This is a genomic window from Idiomarina sp. D18, from assembly GCF_057748155.1.
In genome coordinates this window covers 2,580,797-2,595,550 of sequence record NZ_CM173240.1, presented here as the reverse complement: position 1 = coordinate 2,595,550, position 14,754 = coordinate 2,580,797, and the positions used below count along the sequence as shown (strand labels likewise).

Below are 14,754 nucleotides of genomic sequence, written 5' to 3'. Positions count from 1 at the left end.
CCTTGAGGAGATGGCTCGTCGGCTGTACGAGGAGTGGTTCGTCCACTTCCGCTTCCCGGGGCATGAGGGGGTGAGCTTCAAGGAGAGTGAGCTTGGGGATATACCTGAGGGGTGGGAGGTTCGACGCCTTGAGGATGCCGTCGCTCTGAACCCACGCACAAAGGTTCCCAAGGAAGGAGAAAAGTTGTTTGTACCGATGGGCGCGTTATCAGAATCGAGCATGATTGTAGGTAGCTTGGAGAGGAAAACAGGTAACAGTGGTGCAAAATTCCAGAATGGTGACACCTTGTTTGCTCGGATTACGCCTTGTCTTGAGAACGGAAAGACTGGATTTGTTGATTTCCTTCCTGAAGACCAGCCGACAGCATGTGGTTCTACTGAGTTCATCGTATTGCGTTCAGTCAGCTTGTGCCCAGAAATGGTTTACTTACTCGCGAGAAGTGACCGATTCCGTGATGTCGCGATTAAAAGCATGTCAGGGGCTACTGGAAGGCAGCGGGTGCGGGTCGAGAGCTTGGTAGAGTTTCCGGTGGTTCAACCTGACAACGCGACCTTGGAAGCCTTCCAGCGTTTTGTATCGCCGTGTTTCAAACAAGCACGCACATTGGCGCTAAAGAACGCGAACCTACGCGCCCAACGTGACTTGCTGCTCCCCAAGCTGGTCTCCGGTGAGATCGACGTATCAGACATTCCCATGCCCGACGATAGGGAGTACGAAGCCGCATGACGCCCCCGCCATCCCCCGCTTATGCCTACTCCGAGGATGCCCTGGTCGAGCAGCCCGCTATCGAGCTGTTCGCAGACTTGGGCTGGGACACCGCCAATCTCTATGGGGAGTGGTCGGGTACGGTATCGAGCGAGGGACGGCAGACACAACAGGATGTGGTGCTGGTGCCTCGGCTGCAGGTGGCTTTGGAGAAGCTCAACCCCGAGCTACCCGCCGATGCCGTGGAGAAGGCCATCGAGGAGCTGACCCGCGACCGCTCCAAGCTGCTCCCGGTGAACGCCAACCTGGAGGTTTACCGGCTGCTCAAGGATGGCGTAAAGGTCGAGGTGTCGGGCGATGATGGTGGCACCGCTATCGAGACGGTGCGGGTGATCAACTGGAGCAAGCCCGAGGAGAACGACTTCCTGCTGACCTCGCAGTTCTGGGTAAGGGGTGAGCTGCATACCCGACGTACCGATCTTGTCGGCTTCGTGAATGGGCTACCGTTGCTATTCGTGGAGCTGAAGGCCAGCCACAAGACCCTCAAGGCTGCCTATGACGGCAACCTGAGAGATTACCGCTCGGTGATCCCTCAGTTGTTCACCTATAACGCCGTGGTGATGCTCTCCAACGGCTCCGAGACCCTGGTGGGCAGCACCTTCTCCCCCTGGGAGCATCTCTTCGAGTGGAAGCGGATCAACGACGAGGGTGAGAAAGGCGTGGTGTCGCTGGAAACTGCCATCCGAGGGATCGCTGAGCGGACACGGCTTCTGGATATCGTGGAGAACTTCACGGTGTTCGAGGAGGCCCAGGGTGGCACCATCAAGAAAATCGCCAAGAACCACCAGTACCTCGGGGTGAATAAGGCCATCGCCGAGCTGCAGCGCATCAAGAATCGCCCTCCCGGTGAGGCGGGTCGGCTTGGGGTCTTCTGGCATACCCAGGGTTCGGGCAAGTCCCTCTCCATGGTGTTCTTCACTCAGAAGATCCACCGCACCATCCCCGGCAACTGGACGTTTGTGGTCGTCACCGACCGCAACGAGCTGGACGAGCAGATCTACAAGACCTTTGCTGCCACCAGGGCAATCAACGAGGTAGAGGCCCACGCCGAGAGCGGTGCTCACCTCAAGCAGCTCCTCAGCGAGGATCACCGCTACGTCTTCACGCTGATCCAGAAGTTCGGAACTAAGCAAGGTGAGACATATCCCAAGCTCTCCGACCGCCAAGACATCATCGTTATCACCGACGAAGCTCACCGCTCCCAATACGACACTTTGGCCATGAACATGCGGACGGCGCTGCCCCATGCTGCCTTCCTGGGCTTCACTGGGACACCACTTATGGCTGGTGAGGAGAAGACCAAGGAGGTGTTCGGGGACTACATCTCGGTCTACGACTTCGGACAGTCCATCGCCGATGGGGCCACGGTGCCGCTGTACTACGAGAACCGGATCCCCGAACTGCAGTTGATCAATGAGAACCTCAACGACGATCTGACTCGGTTGCTGGAAGATGCCGAGCTGGACGAGGATCAGGAGAAGAAGGTCGAGCGCGTGTTCGCCCGTGAATACCACCTGATCACCCGTGATGACCGCCTGGAAGCCATCGCCGAGGATCTGGTGCAGCACTTCGTCGGCAGGGGCCACCAAGGCAAGGCGATGATGGTCTGTATCGACAAGGCCACCGCCGTGAAGATGTACAACAAGGTTCAGGCCCACTGGAAAGACTACCTGGCCCGACTTCAGGCTGACCTGGCGTCTGCCCCCGAGGAGCAGCTGGAGGCGCTAAAGCACAAGATCAAGGTGCTGGAGACGACCGATATGGCAGTGGTGGTTTCCCAGGGCCAGAACGAGGTAAAGGAGCTGGCGGACAAGGGGCTCGACATCCTGCCTCACCGCAAGCGCATGGTAGAGGAAGACCTAGACGAGCAGTTCAAAGATCCTGATGGACCGCTGCGGTTGGTGTTTGTCTGCGCCATGTGGATCACCGGCTTCGATGTGCCGTCCTGCTCGACCATCTACCTAGACAAGCCGATGAAGAATCACACCCTGATGCAGACCATTGCCAGGGCAAACCGCAAGTACCCCGGCAAGGAAGCGGGCCTGATCGTGGACTACGCGGGTGTCTTCAGGAAGCTGCAGGAGGCGCTGGCCATCTACGGTGGAGCTTCATCCAAGGTCGCTGAACCGAGACCTGGATATGGGGATGAGCCACCCCAAGACGGTGATACACCGATCCACCAGAAGGCCGAACTGGTGGAGTACCTCAAGCATCTGCTGGCCAAGGGGATCACTTTCCTGACCGAGAAGCAGGTAGACACAGAGGCTATCAAAACGGCTGGAGGCTTCGATAAGGTTGCCCTGCTGGATGATGCCGTTGAGAAGCTACTTGAGAGTGAAGAGACCAAGAAGGCCTTCTTGAACCTAGCCAGGGCCACCTCCCGAGTCTACCGAGCCATCCTCCCCGACCCCTCAGCCAATGATCTGGCCCCCGATGCGGTACTGCTCTCCGTACTGGCCCAGAAGATCAAAGCCCTTGAGCCCGAGGTGGATATCTCTCAGGTGATGAAGGACGTGGACGACCTGCTGGATCAGTCGGTCGCTCCAGTGCCCTACGTCATCGAGGATGAGGATGACAAGCCCCTATTCGACCTCAGCCAGATCGACTTCGAGAAGCTCAAGGAGCGGTTCAATAAGGGCAAGAAGCGCACCGAGGCAGAGAAGCTACGGGCGCTGCTGAACCAGAAACTGGAGAGCATGGTGGCCAAGAACCCCAGCCGCACCGACTTCATGGAGAAGCTGCAGAAGCTGATCGAGAAGTACAACTCGGGAAGCCTGAACATCGAGGCGTTCTTCCAGCAGCTGATGAAGTTCACCGAAGAGCTGCAGGAGGAAGACCAGCGGGCAATCCGTGAGGGGCTGACCGAAGAGGAGCTGGCGCTGTTCGACATCATCACCAAGCCAGCCCCGGAGATGACCGACAAAGAGGTAGCCCAGGTGAAGGCAATGTGTCGGGAGCTACTGGAGACCCTCAAGGAGGAGAAACTGGTACTGGACTGGCGGAAGAAGGCCCAGGCTAAGGGCGATGTCCGCCGTACCCTGGAAATCGTCTTCGACCGGGGACTACCGGAGAGCTTCGATGAGGCGGTCTACAACGAGAAGTGCGAGGCAGCGTTCCATCACCTGATGACCAGCTACTACGGTGGTGGGCAGAGCGTCTATTCAGCCAGGTGTTAATTACCTCCAATACGTTGCTTTAGGAGGGATAAAATTCTGTCTGCTCATGAAGCTACTCAATTTAATTTTGTTTACTGAATAATAATCGGCAATGTTGCTTGGCAAAAGCTCATCTCAATTTTTAACTAGTCCACCAAGCCCATACCAATGCAATCATGCCAACGAGCGCCAGCGAAATTTTTAACAAAATACGAGAACCCCGTATATCATAGAGCTTTACCAAAAACTGAGCATTAGACACTCTCGAATAGTACTCTTTCGTGGCTAGATAAAGAATGAAGGCAAAAATAACAATCAGAAGAGGCCAAAACCATGATAAGTTGCCAGCCAATTCCACTTTAGGAGACCTTTGAAAATTAAAATTTGTAAATCCCCAAATGGAAATGAGTGCAAACCCCAACCATACTTTTGATTTTGCTTTTATAGTTTCAACTTTTTGTTCAGCTCTCGTAATTGTATATTCTTGAGATTCAAAGGAAGTTTCTACATTTTCTAAATATTTTTGCTCTCTATCGCGCTCCGACTCATCTATCAGGTTTTCTCTATACAACGCAATTACTAATGACTTAGCGTAGCCGATTATACCTTTAGCATTGTTAGACTCGTGCAGCCTGTTATCAATTCTTTGGGTTCTGCTAAGTGAGGTTAGTTCACGCTTAAGTTGACCAAGTAATCGAAGACCACACCCTGATGTTTCAAGCGTGATAGTGGTCAAAGAATCTTGTTCATCAACGTGGTGCCGATGACTATGGATTGAATACTTTAAATAATAAAATGCCTGTCGGGCTAACAGGTACAAACTCTCATCATCGAGTTCATCACCACCTTCGTTTTGCTCAATTCTAATCAAGCCAGTAGGCGTTACATTGAACTTAAACGAAGCTTTAAAACAGTCACTGTGAAGACCTGTAATAGAGCGAGGGTCATTGATTTGGCTATCAAGCTTATCAAACTCTGAACTAATATTACTTTTAGTTAGCTCATGAGAAATTTGATGGACCGAAACGTCATGAACTTCGTTTTTATCCGCTGGTTCAGCTTCCTTCGGATATAGCAGAATATTACCGCTTAAACTTCTACAGTCCATATGATCGGAGACCGAAACTTTAGCTGTAACAAAGACTCGAAAAGCTCCTAATGATTCTTCATGCTCATCAGTGTCTCGCCAATTAACTCTTGATTGAAGAACGATTAGTCTGTCGTGCTTGCTCGACACTCCCGATGCAGAATGATTTAGCTCAATAATTCGCTCATCACTGATTTTCTTGTCTGTAAATCCACCTTTAATACCGACCTTCATTAGCCCGAAATCAAGGTTACCGTTTACGCAAGGAATCCATCCTATATATTTATGTTTATGCATAAAAAATCCCGTCTAGTTGACGGGATCTTATTGTAATAATTAGGTGCCAGCAAGCAAACTTTATGCTAAGCGTTTAAACCACGAATCGCTGGGCTTTTCATCATGCACTACACGCCGCTTGTTAGTTTTATCAATGACGATTCCATGACATAAACCAGAACCAGACGGGGTGACGCCATTTTCGCGCAGTTCAACCTCTCGGCGCTTCATAGCCCGAGATTTCTTATATAGCGCTACTTGGAAGCCCACATACACTGCGAGACAGCCAACTACAAAAACTATTAATGCGTCAAACATGATCCTTCTCCCTTGCCTAACCCGTCAAAACGGGTGCCCGAATTTATCACAAATTAGGTCATTAGTCGAGCGAGTATGCTCTTAAGATGGTTTGTAAACTTTTCGTTGTCAAGCATTTTACGGTGAATGGTGAGAAGACTCCCGACGTCTTGATATGAATTAGTTGCTACGGATCCGGGTCACTCCACTCAACGCGATCAGGGTCTATTCTTCGGATGGGTTTAGCGGTCAGCATACCGTTTTTTCTCTCAACACGATAAGACCATCCCAATTGCATCATATGCCCTGACGCGTCAATAAATCGAAAAATGCGATACTGTTTGCGAACGCCGCTAAAATCCACCATCAAGGTAGATGCCCAACCAAGGGGGCGAGTCGGCTTATCGATTGACTCCACGATGCCGTATTTTCCCGCCATCTCGATGGCTCCGTAATAATGGTCGGCTGCAAAATCAGAACGCATTAATACTTGGCTACCCACCTCAATAGCTATCGTTTCTGGTTCTTCATCAAAAGCTCGTTCTGACCCGCAAAATTTCTTGTAGTCGATTTGAGATACGACCTTACCACCGATCTTTCTTGTCTTATCTCGCCCTTGTATTCTTATGTGTGACATTTTACACGGTCCAAAATTCTGCAATCTTAAAGCGAATCTCGACTCACTATCTCCAACGATCACCAAGTAATGCGTTCCCGGTATTAATGCAACTCCGTTAGGGTCACGAACTTTGTGAACAGCCATGTAACGAATCACACTATTGCGCTTTACTCGAACTCTAATCTCGTGCTGGAAGCTAAACCCTTCAACTTTCCACTTTGTCAAGTCTGAGAGCGTAACAATGTCGCCAGCTTGTACTCTGAATTGCTTGTCGTGTGAGCTACGTTTCATTTCAAATCCTTTTGCTCAACTAAAGGTTGTTCTTGAGATTTATAGATTAGGTCGAATCACCGCGATTAAGTTCAGTATAATTTCGTCAATGAGGTGCTAAACCGCCGCACATTGCTCAACTTGACTTCTTTTCCTCTAAGTTTCGCTAGATAACTTAAATGCCACACCACTTGGAATAATTGATCAATGTCAGGCCTATTTAGATTGTAGTATCTGATCGCTGTGTATCGCCCATAATTTCGCCAATATCGTTCAATCCATTCCGTCAAACGGTAGGACGAGTTAACTCTGCTGCCATCTAATGCAATTGCTATATGGTAATGTGGGGTCTTAGCAGAGTGAATTTCACGAGCCCAACATATTGCTACTCTTCTCGAGTAGTGCTCTCTACAGATTTTAGTTTTGATCCGACACAAAAATAGACTTAGTTGCTTATTATTCGGTTGCGATGTGTTACAGGATAGGTCGAACCGGAAAAGAAACACCTTTCTATGATGGGTCAGCATCCATAACGGTACATCAATAACTTTGCGAAGGATTTGAGGATCTAACGCACTCCCACGGGTATTAACTTGCCAGTCGACCCCTCTGTGATGAAACCAAGTTTCCTTATTAGGGAAAGCCATAAGATACCCATAAATTAGATATTATTAATTACCCAGTAAATTCCCCATGGACTGTGCTCCTCCATGAGCCATGTTGATTGGGCTAGGTATAAATAGTTGCACGCTCAAAAAGTTGGGTTGACGCTCTTAACAGTCCGAGAAAGACACCTGTGGATCAAGTCAGTCCATTTTCGGACACTTCATCAATCCACTTTTCAAGATCGCTCAAGCGCCATGCAACGGATCGCGTACCGAGGTGAACACGCTTAGGAAACTTGCCTTGCTTCTCAAGTTCCCAGCGTCGCTGACGTGCTAACCCGGTAATCGCTCTGCATTCCCGTTCACGAACTAAACGATCTTTAGGCTTTCTCTGCACAGGTATGAAGGTTGTGGTTTGTATTTTCATGTCGTTGCCTCTAACAGGTTGTGAATGTCAGAGGCAAATTAACTGATAGGAATCGGCGACATGCGCGCAACATTTGCGCTGTCCGTGGGGTTGCGCGCATGTTTCACGATAAATTTTGAATTGCTTTATAGAAGAAGTTTTTTGTCGGCTTAAATTTACGTTCGATCGGTGGCTCTGGACTTCCATGAAGGTTGCCCATCGTTGCGTCAATCGGCTTACCATCGGTTTCGGTTTCACTTTCAAATTTCCGATCTTCCCAATAAAGTTTTAAAAGCCATTCGTCGGCACTATTTGGAGCATCTTTCTTCGGCCGCATAACCTTCTCGTTATCGCGCCGCCATTGCTTTTCTTGCAGATATTTTTGTAACGCCCACTCTCGTAATTCGAATTTGTAATCATCTAATGAACGATGGCGAGCCAAGGCGGCATTTTTAGGCTGCTTTCTCCACTTCACATTAGCCTTGAAAACCGGTTCTACCGAATCATAAACAGCCCCAGCTTTCTGCCGCAGCATTTCAATCTCACTCCTAAGCAATTCCGCCTCGCGCTCAAATCCAGCATCTTTAATCCTCTGCAAGCTTTGCTCTATTTGCGCCAGCCTGAGTGCATTAGGACCTTTGATAAATTCATCACGTTGACTCATCACTACCTCCCTGTATTAATGGTTCAAGGAAATCAGCTACTTTGGCATTTGCTTCTCTACGCTCTTCCAGGTAATCGTATTGATTGTAGACCTTTAGGACGCCTCGCAGTTCATGGTTCAAGCATCTCTCGGCAATGGCATCTGGGACTTTCAACTTAGCAAGCAATGTTCGATAGGTTCTGCGTAGGTCATGCACCGTAAAGTGGTCGACTCCGGCTGAACCAAGAACATTGGGGTAGGGTTGTTTCTTGCTATCAACTTTCTGTCCGAATAGTTTGGCTAACGCATGATTCAACGTATCGTCAGAAATATACCCTCGTCTTTTGCTTCTTCTGCGCGAAGGAAACACATATTCAGAACCTGCACAGCGCACTTTTAGCTCTTCGATCACGGGTAGCATTTGATTTGGGATCGGCACCGTAATTGGTTTACTGGTTTTGTTCTCGGGAAAGAACCAGGTCTGGTCCTCTAAATCAATTTGTTCCCACCGCGACGATATGATTTCAGATTTTCGACAGCCTAGGTGCAAGAGCAAAAGGCATGCAAGATAGTTGTCACGAGTGAAAATGTCTTGCTGCTTTCGGAAAACAGAGAATGCAGTTTTTATTTCATCCGCCGACAACGACCGCTCTCGAGGCGAATAGTCTTGGCCAACATCGACTCCGGTAAAATAGATCGCTGGATTACTGCTGACCAAATTTAGTTTGATGCCGTGATTAAACATACGCTTCATTATGCTTAGCGCTCGCGATGAGGTCGTCTTATTACCTGTCTGCTGCAGCTCATCAAGAACATTGCGAACATCAATCGGTGTAATGTCTTTTAGTGAATATTTGCCCAAGCGACTTTTGAGGTAGTTACGATATACGCGCTCGTCATTACCTGGATGCTTAACGCGGTTCTTTACTGCGCGGTCAAACCAATCATTAAAAAGATCGTGAACTGTGTGAATAGCACCACCAGTTTCTCGACGACGTTCAAGCTGAGGGTCAATGCCATTCTTAACTTTTGAGCGAATTGCAGCAGCTTGGATCTTAGCGTCAGCCAACGAGCAGTTAGGATACCCTTCCGACAAGGTTATCGTCTTGCGCTTACCGGCGTAGGTATATCGCACAAACCATGACGCAGTACCCTGTTCAATTCTGAAATAAAGCCCATCACCGACACTTTTCCGAACGTCCTCTCCAGCTCTAACAAGTGCTTTGATCTGACTGCTGTTCATGACTATCTCCAAATGGTGACAAAACCTAAAGATGGAGACCCTATAAATTATTTGTCACCACCCTTGTCACCACAATATAGCGGACAATCACGAACATTGCATTACCATTAAATACAAAAAAGGCCGCAATGCCGCGACCTTATCCAAACTTAGTATACTTAACAAAACTTAACATGACCCTATTCAATATTCTGAATCTGCTCACGCATCTGTTCGATCAACACCTTTAGCTCGACTGCGGCCGCGGTGATTTCGGCGTTGATGGATTTAGAGGCGAGGGTGTTCGCTTCGCGGTTGAACTCTTGCATCATAAAGTCGAGGCGTCGGCCGCAGGCGCCGCCCTTTTTCAGGATCTTGCGGGCTTCGGCGACGTGGGCGTCGAGGCGGTCGAGTTCTTCGGCGACGTCGACTTTTTGCGCCAGCATGACCATTTCGGCTTCGAGGCGTTGTGGTTCGAGTTCGACTTTGGCTTCTTCAAAGCGGGTTAGTAAGCGCTCACGTTGCCATTTAACGACTTCTAGCATGCGTTCGCGTACAAAGGCGACGTGTTCGATGATGCCGTCTAAGCGTTGCTGAAGCATGGTGTTAATGGCTTCGCCTTCACTGGCTCGGTTTTCGATAAATTCGTTAAGCGCGGGTTTTACGGCGTCGAACAGTTCTTTTTGAAGCTCGTCGATATCTTGGTCGTCACTGCTGACGACGCCAGGCCATTTCAACACGTCGAGTGCGTTAATTTGTGCGTTGTGAACTTGGCGGTTGACCCATTTGGCTTGGTTGATCACGCTCTCGGCGAGTGCTTCGTTAATCACTAACTCGCTTTGCTTGCTCTCATCCAAATGCAGGTGCAAGCGACATTCGACTTTGCCGCGCTGTAATTGCTTGCGGAATAGCTCTCGCAGGTTGTTCTCGAGGGCGCGCACGCTCTCGGGCAGTCGAAAGTAGGTTTCTAAATAGCGTTGGTTAACCGAGCGGATTTCCCACACGGCGCTACCCCATTCTGCTTTGTGCTCGTAACGAGCGTAACCGGTCATACTTTGAATCATGGCGTATCCTACTTTTTTGTCGGGAGGTCTTTCCTTCAACCTGCCGAAAACAATGTGTGCGTTAAGCGTATAAGCCAAATATTACCTGCGCAAAGAGGCAATATGAAGTAATAGTACAAAAAAGATGTCACACTTTTCTGTGCGAGTCTGACCTTATTGAGCAACCTTTATTAAAAGTGACTCAATAGGAACGTATTATGTCTTTGAAAAACCAATTTTTTATCTTGTTATTAGGCGTGTCGTTTGGCCTTTTCAGCCTACCCTCGCATTCACAAAACACCGTGCTACATGCGCAGGTTTCGGGTCAGGGTCAGCCGGTGGTGCTTATCCCGGGTTTAATGTCCGATGAGCGTGTTTGGCAGCAAACTGAAGCGGCGTTGGCGCAGCATTATGAGGTGCACACGCTGGCATTTGCTGGCTTTGGCGCGCATCCAAGCAATCCTCAATTACGCGAGGCATTTACTGAAAACGCAGGTGCTGCGCTAGAACGTTATTTGCAGGAGAACACCGCTGGCGATGCGGTGGTCATTGGGCATAGTTTGGGCGCGTTTTTAGGCTATCAACTGGCAGGCCAGCAACCTCAGGCGTTGGAATGTCTTATCGCGGTTGATGGTGTGCCGTTTTTCTCGGCGCTGGTCAGTGGTAACTCGGCGTTAACCGCTCAAGCGGTTGAGCCGCAAGCACAGCAAATGCTGGCGGTGTATCAACAACTCACCCCCGAACAAATGGCGATGCAAGTGCAAATGGGGGCGTCACGGCAAACCTCATCTGAGGAGAATCAAGCGCGCGTGGTCGCGATGGCAAAAACGTCGGATCCTGCCACGGTGGGCCGCGCGATGTATGAGCTGATGACCACAGATTTACGCGCTGAGGTCGCTGACCTCAACGTACCGACGTTACAAATGGCGGCGACCGGTGGCTTCTCAACTGCCGAGCAAAAGCAAACGGCGCTTAATGCCTATCAACAGCAGATCGCTGGTGATAATGCCATCAACTTGCTAGAGTTTGCTGAGTCACGCCATTTTATTATGTGGGATCAACCCGAGGCCTTTTTGTCGGCCGTTAATCACTTCATCGAGGAGCGCTGCCATGACTAATCAAACTGCACCGTATGCGGCGCTTAACGCTTCGATTGAGCAAGCGCGCCAAGGGAATTCGCAGGCGTTCGCCGAGGTGGTCACACATACACAAAACTTAGTGGCGAGTATTGCCTTGGCCATTGTTAAAGATATCCGAGCCTCAGAAGAGGTGGCGCAAGAGGCTTATCTCATTGTCTGGCAAAAAATGAATACACTTCGTAAGACGCGTAGCTTTTTGCCCTGGCTACGACAAATCACGCGGCATTGTGCTTATCAGTGGTTAAGCAAAGAGCATGTGCGTCGTACCGACTATAGGGATAATCTCGATGAGGAGCTGGGTGCGGTACTGAGCGATGAATCACCCGAGGCGTCGCTCAGTGAGCAACAGCAGCAGGCGATTATTTATCATGCGTTGGATAAGTTGCCAGAGCAAAGCCGCGATGTCGTACTGCTGTATTACCGCGAACAGCAGTCGGCTGAGCATGTAGCGGACTTGCTAGGGATCACACCCGAGGCGGTGCGCCAGCGTTTGTCTCGCGCTCGCAAGCAGTTAGCTCAACAATTACTAAGCCGTGTGGGTAAAGCGGCGTTGCTTTCGGCGCCATCCATCAGTATTTCGACGTTACTGACAACAGGCGCGATGGTGGGTAGTGCACCTGCCGCTGCGGCGGGCTTTTCGTTGACCTCTGGTGTTGCCACAAGCGTGAAGTGGTTAGCATTATTAGGTGCCATGGCGGTCACTATTCTCGGTGGTTTGGCGGGTTTGTTTATCGGCTCTCACCGCGCGCAGAAGATGGCAGCTAACGACGCTATTCGCCAACAGTTGGTGCGAATGCGTAATCAGGCTGCAGTATTCATGATCGTTGTCGGTAGCTTGTTTATTCTAAGTTACGAGGTTGATCCCGGCTGGTTACTGCCGACACTCAGTTATCTAGTGCTATTGCTGGGCATTCTAACCTATCAACGCCGAGTGCAGCGTTTGGTATGCTCCGGTGGTCGGTCACTGAGCTGCTATTTGGGGCTAGCGCTTGGGCTTGGTGGCGGTCTAACTGGCTTCTTTGCGGGATTAATACTGAGTGGTCGTCTCTAACGACCACTCGTTTTACGGTTATTTTTTCGCGTGTTTTTCGCGGTTCTTTTGTTTTTGTTCCGCGTTCTTCTTCATCATGATATACACCGCGCCGCGTCCACCATGGTGGCGCTGTGCGCTATGAAACGCGAGTACTGGCGGCATTTCACGCAACCATTTATTCACATAGCTTTTTATCAGCGCGGGATGCGGTTTACTGTGTTTACCTTGTCCGTGAATAATCAGTGCCGTGCGTATACCGGCGTTATGGCAATCCTGAATAAAGTTAAATACTGCGGTACGCGCCTCGCGCAGCGTATGCTGGTGCAAATTGAGACTCGCTTCCATGGTGTAACGGCCTTGTTTAAGCCGTTTGTACACGCCTTCTTGCACGCCATCGCGCCGAAATTCGATGCATTCCTCTGGCTCCACCAACTCAACATACTCGGTCGATAAAAAGTTAACGTTTTCTTGTTCTTCGGCTTCAGCCGCACGGCGCCGCTCCTTTTGTGCCAATGTTGGCTCAAAAGCAGTGCGAATGTCTGCAACTTCCTCACCCACCAAGGGTGTTACGTCGTTCATTTCTTGGCGGAACAATTCAAATTCTTCGTCTTTTGAACGCGACATACGGCCTCCCGTTCAGTGATTACCACGTGTTTTCAGCTTGCGTTAGTTTAATACGTTACAGAACGATTCGCGATCCATTCAACGGTCAAATTTGCTACACTAACGGCTAATTCGTTTTACTTATCCCCGTTTACTATCAAATAAAGGAGATGCCATGCGTCCAAGTGGTCGTACTGCCCAACAAATTCGCCCGGTCACCATCACGCGTAACTTCACCAAACATGCCGAGGGTTCAGTTCTGATTGAATTCGGCGATACTAAGGTGTTGTGTAATGCCACGGTTGAAGCCGGTGTGCCACGCTTTTTAAAAGGTCAGGGACAAGGTTGGGTGACCGCTGAATACAGCATGCTCCCACGCTCTACCCACACTCGCTCGCAGCGCGAAGCTGCGCGTGGCAAGCAAGGTGGTCGCACGATGGAAATCCAGCGGTTAATCGCGCGTTCTTTGCGTGCTTGCATCGACCTTAAGGCGCTCGGCGAAAACACCATTACGCTCGACTGCGACGTATTGCAGGCTGACGGTGGTACACGTACCGCCTCAATTACCGGTGCTTGCGTGGCGTTGGTTGATGCGCTGAACTACATGCGCGCTAGCAAAATGGTTAAGGTCAATCCGTTAAAAGAAATGGTTGCGGCGATTTCTGTCGGCATTGTTGATGGCGATGCCGTGAGCGACTTAGAGTACATTGAAGATTCTCAAGCCGAGACTGACATGAACGTTGTGATGACGGAAGCCGGTAAGTTCATTGAAATCCAAGGCACCGCTGAGGGTGAGGCATTTAGTTACGACGAGATGCAAAGCCTAGTCGACATTGCGCGTGTCAGCATTAAAGAATTGATCGATATCCAAAAAGCAGCATTGGCATAAGGGATCAGCATGAAAACCTATCAAAAAGAGTTTATCGAGTTTGCGATTGAGCGCGGTGTACTAAAATTTGGTGAGTTTACGCTGAAATCCGGTCGCACCAGTCCTTACTTTTTTAATGCAGGCTTGTTTAACAAAGGTTCTGACTTGGCGAAGTTAGGGCGCTTTTACGCAGCGGCGTTAAAAGACTCAGGCATCGACTTTGATGTGTTGTTTGGTCCAGCCTACAAGGGTATTCCTATCGCCAGCGCGACGGCCGTAGCCTTGTTTGATCATTTTCAGACCGATACCCCTTACTGCTTTAATCGTAAAGAGAAAAAGGACCACGGCGAAGGGGGTAACTTAGTCGGTTCACCCCTTGAGGGTCGCGTGATGTTGGTCGATGATGTGATCACCGCGGGCACGGCAATTCGTGAATCCATGGATATTGTTGAGCAAAACGGTGCGCAGCTCGCGGGTGTGTTGATTGCCTTAGATCGTCAAGAAAAAGGCAAAGGCGAGCTATCCGCGATTCAGGAAGTTGAACGTGACTTTAATGCGCAAGTGATTGCGATTGTCTCACTGAACGATGTGATTGAGTATCTTAAGGACGACGAGCAGTTTAAAGCGCACTTACCTGCGGTTGAAGCGTATCGCGCTCAATACGGTGTAGCATAACGCGCTACGCCACTAAAAGGCAGCGCATAAAAAAGCTCGCCTCCGTG

Annotated in this window: 14 protein-coding genes; 6 read left to right on the top strand and 8 right to left on the bottom strand. The window is 49.8% G+C overall.

The window, feature by feature from the left end:
* Positions 1 to 10: 10 nt before the first annotated feature.
* Both AC3AP5_RS12450 and AC3AP5_RS12445 read left to right on the top strand, forming a co-directional pair.
* Positions 11 to 727, top strand: a complete 717-nt coding sequence (locus AC3AP5_RS12450) for a restriction endonuclease subunit S (protein WP_242603643.1) — start codon at positions 11 to 13, stop codon at positions 725 to 727.
* Positions 724 to 3,942 (top strand): type I restriction endonuclease subunit R, encoded by a 3,219-nt coding sequence (locus AC3AP5_RS12445; RefSeq protein ID WP_487326804.1) that lies wholly within the window; start codon positions 724 to 726, stop codon positions 3,940 to 3,942. The genes AC3AP5_RS12450 and AC3AP5_RS12445 overlap by 4 nt, the downstream gene beginning before the upstream one ends.
* A gap of 121 nt (positions 3,943 to 4,063) precedes the next feature.
* Here AC3AP5_RS12445 and AC3AP5_RS12440 read toward each other — a convergent pair whose 3' ends face one another.
* The 7 genes from AC3AP5_RS12440 to AC3AP5_RS12410 form a co-directional block, all read right to left on the bottom strand.
* Complete coding sequence (locus AC3AP5_RS12440; protein ID WP_131382119.1) at positions 4,064 to 5,305, bottom strand: hypothetical protein; 1,242 nt, start codon at positions 5,303 to 5,305, stop codon at positions 4,064 to 4,066.
* Between the two features lie 60 nt (positions 5,306 to 5,365).
* The gene (locus AC3AP5_RS12435) at positions 5,366 to 5,602 is read right to left on the bottom strand and encodes a hypothetical protein (protein WP_006954538.1); all 237 of its coding nucleotides are present in this window, start codon (positions 5,600 to 5,602) and stop codon (positions 5,366 to 5,368) included.
* 166 nt (positions 5,603 to 5,768) lie between these two features.
* Entirely contained in the window at positions 5,769 to 6,491 is a 723-nt protein-coding gene (locus AC3AP5_RS12430; protein WP_006954541.1) for a hypothetical protein, read from the bottom strand.
* A gap of 780 nt (positions 6,492 to 7,271) precedes the next feature.
* Positions 7,272 to 7,502 carry a helix-turn-helix transcriptional regulator gene (locus AC3AP5_RS12425; protein WP_006954543.1) on the bottom strand — a complete coding sequence of 77 codons (231 nt, stop codon included), beginning with the start codon at positions 7,500 to 7,502 and terminating at the stop codon, positions 7,272 to 7,274.
* A 103-nt stretch (positions 7,503 to 7,605) separates the two neighbouring features.
* On the bottom strand, positions 7,606 to 8,145 hold the full coding sequence (locus tag AC3AP5_RS12420) for a hypothetical protein (protein ID WP_006954546.1): 540 nt from the start codon (positions 8,143 to 8,145) through the stop codon (positions 7,606 to 7,608).
* Positions 8,132 to 9,367, bottom strand: coding sequence for a tyrosine-type recombinase/integrase (locus AC3AP5_RS12415; RefSeq protein ID WP_006954548.1), 1,236 nt, complete (start codon positions 9,365 to 9,367; stop codon positions 8,132 to 8,134). The genes AC3AP5_RS12420 and AC3AP5_RS12415 overlap by 14 nt, the downstream gene beginning before the upstream one ends.
* Positions 9,368 to 9,546: 179 nt before the next feature.
* The gene (locus AC3AP5_RS12410; RefSeq protein WP_487326803.1) at positions 9,547 to 10,410 is read right to left on the bottom strand and encodes a YicC/YloC family endoribonuclease; all 864 of its coding nucleotides are present in this window, start codon (positions 10,408 to 10,410) and stop codon (positions 9,547 to 9,549) included.
* Between the two features lie 197 nt (positions 10,411 to 10,607).
* On the opposite strand from AC3AP5_RS12410, the gene AC3AP5_RS12405 reads away from it, so the two are divergent.
* Complete coding sequence (locus tag AC3AP5_RS12405; protein WP_487326802.1) at positions 10,608 to 11,507, top strand: alpha/beta fold hydrolase; 900 nt, start codon at positions 10,608 to 10,610, stop codon at positions 11,505 to 11,507.
* On the top strand, positions 11,500 to 12,579 hold the full coding sequence (locus AC3AP5_RS12400; RefSeq protein WP_006954554.1) for a sigma-70 family RNA polymerase sigma factor: 1,080 nt from the start codon (positions 11,500 to 11,502) through the stop codon (positions 12,577 to 12,579). Before AC3AP5_RS12405 ends, AC3AP5_RS12400 begins: the two co-directional genes overlap by 8 nt.
* Positions 12,580 to 12,597: 18 nt before the next feature.
* On the opposite strand, the gene smrA is transcribed toward AC3AP5_RS12400, so the two are convergent.
* Positions 12,598 to 13,185, bottom strand: coding sequence for a DNA endonuclease SmrA (gene smrA / locus AC3AP5_RS12395; protein ID WP_006954555.1), 588 nt, complete (start codon positions 13,183 to 13,185; stop codon positions 12,598 to 12,600).
* Positions 13,186 to 13,339: 154 nt separating this feature from the next.
* On the opposite strand from smrA, the gene rph reads away from it, so the two are divergent.
* Both rph and pyrE read left to right on the top strand, forming a co-directional pair.
* Positions 13,340 to 14,053, top strand: a complete 714-nt coding sequence (rph, locus tag AC3AP5_RS12390; RefSeq protein ID WP_006954556.1) for a ribonuclease PH — start codon at positions 13,340 to 13,342, stop codon at positions 14,051 to 14,053.
* Between the two features lie 9 nt (positions 14,054 to 14,062).
* Complete coding sequence (gene pyrE, locus AC3AP5_RS12385) at positions 14,063 to 14,707, top strand: orotate phosphoribosyltransferase (protein ID WP_006954557.1); 645 nt, start codon at positions 14,063 to 14,065, stop codon at positions 14,705 to 14,707.
* Positions 14,708 to 14,754: the final 47 nt, after the last annotated feature.

Coding starts and splice junctions, on each gene's coding strand:
- AC3AP5_RS12450 (WP_242603643.1), top strand. CDS start 11: ATGGCTCGTCGGCTGTACGAGGAGTGGTTCGTCCACTTCCGCTTCCCG.
- AC3AP5_RS12445 (WP_487326804.1), top strand. CDS start 724: ATGACGCCCCCGCCATCCCCCGCTTATGCCTACTCCGAGGATGCCCTG.
- AC3AP5_RS12440 (WP_131382119.1), bottom strand. CDS start 5,305: ATGCATAAACATAAATATATAGGATGGATTCCTTGCGTAAACGGTAAC.
- AC3AP5_RS12435 (WP_006954538.1), bottom strand. CDS start 5,602: ATGTTTGACGCATTAATAGTTTTTGTAGTTGGCTGTCTCGCAGTGTAT.
- AC3AP5_RS12430 (WP_006954541.1), bottom strand. CDS start 6,491: ATGAAACGTAGCTCACACGACAAGCAATTCAGAGTACAAGCTGGCGAC.
- AC3AP5_RS12425 (WP_006954543.1), bottom strand. CDS start 7,502: ATGAAAATACAAACCACAACCTTCATACCTGTGCAGAGAAAGCCTAAA.
- AC3AP5_RS12420 (WP_006954546.1), bottom strand. CDS start 8,145: ATGAGTCAACGTGATGAATTTATCAAAGGTCCTAATGCACTCAGGCTG.
- AC3AP5_RS12415 (WP_006954548.1), bottom strand. CDS start 9,367: ATGAACAGCAGTCAGATCAAAGCACTTGTTAGAGCTGGAGAGGACGTT.
- AC3AP5_RS12410 (WP_487326803.1), bottom strand. CDS start 10,410: ATGATTCAAAGTATGACCGGTTACGCTCGTTACGAGCACAAAGCAGAA.
- AC3AP5_RS12405 (WP_487326802.1), top strand. CDS start 10,608: ATGTCTTTGAAAAACCAATTTTTTATCTTGTTATTAGGCGTGTCGTTT.
- AC3AP5_RS12400 (WP_006954554.1), top strand. CDS start 11,500: ATGACTAATCAAACTGCACCGTATGCGGCGCTTAACGCTTCGATTGAG.
- smrA (WP_006954555.1), bottom strand. CDS start 13,185: ATGTCGCGTTCAAAAGACGAAGAATTTGAATTGTTCCGCCAAGAAATG.
- rph (WP_006954556.1), top strand. CDS start 13,340: ATGCGTCCAAGTGGTCGTACTGCCCAACAAATTCGCCCGGTCACCATC.
- pyrE (WP_006954557.1), top strand. CDS start 14,063: ATGAAAACCTATCAAAAAGAGTTTATCGAGTTTGCGATTGAGCGCGGT.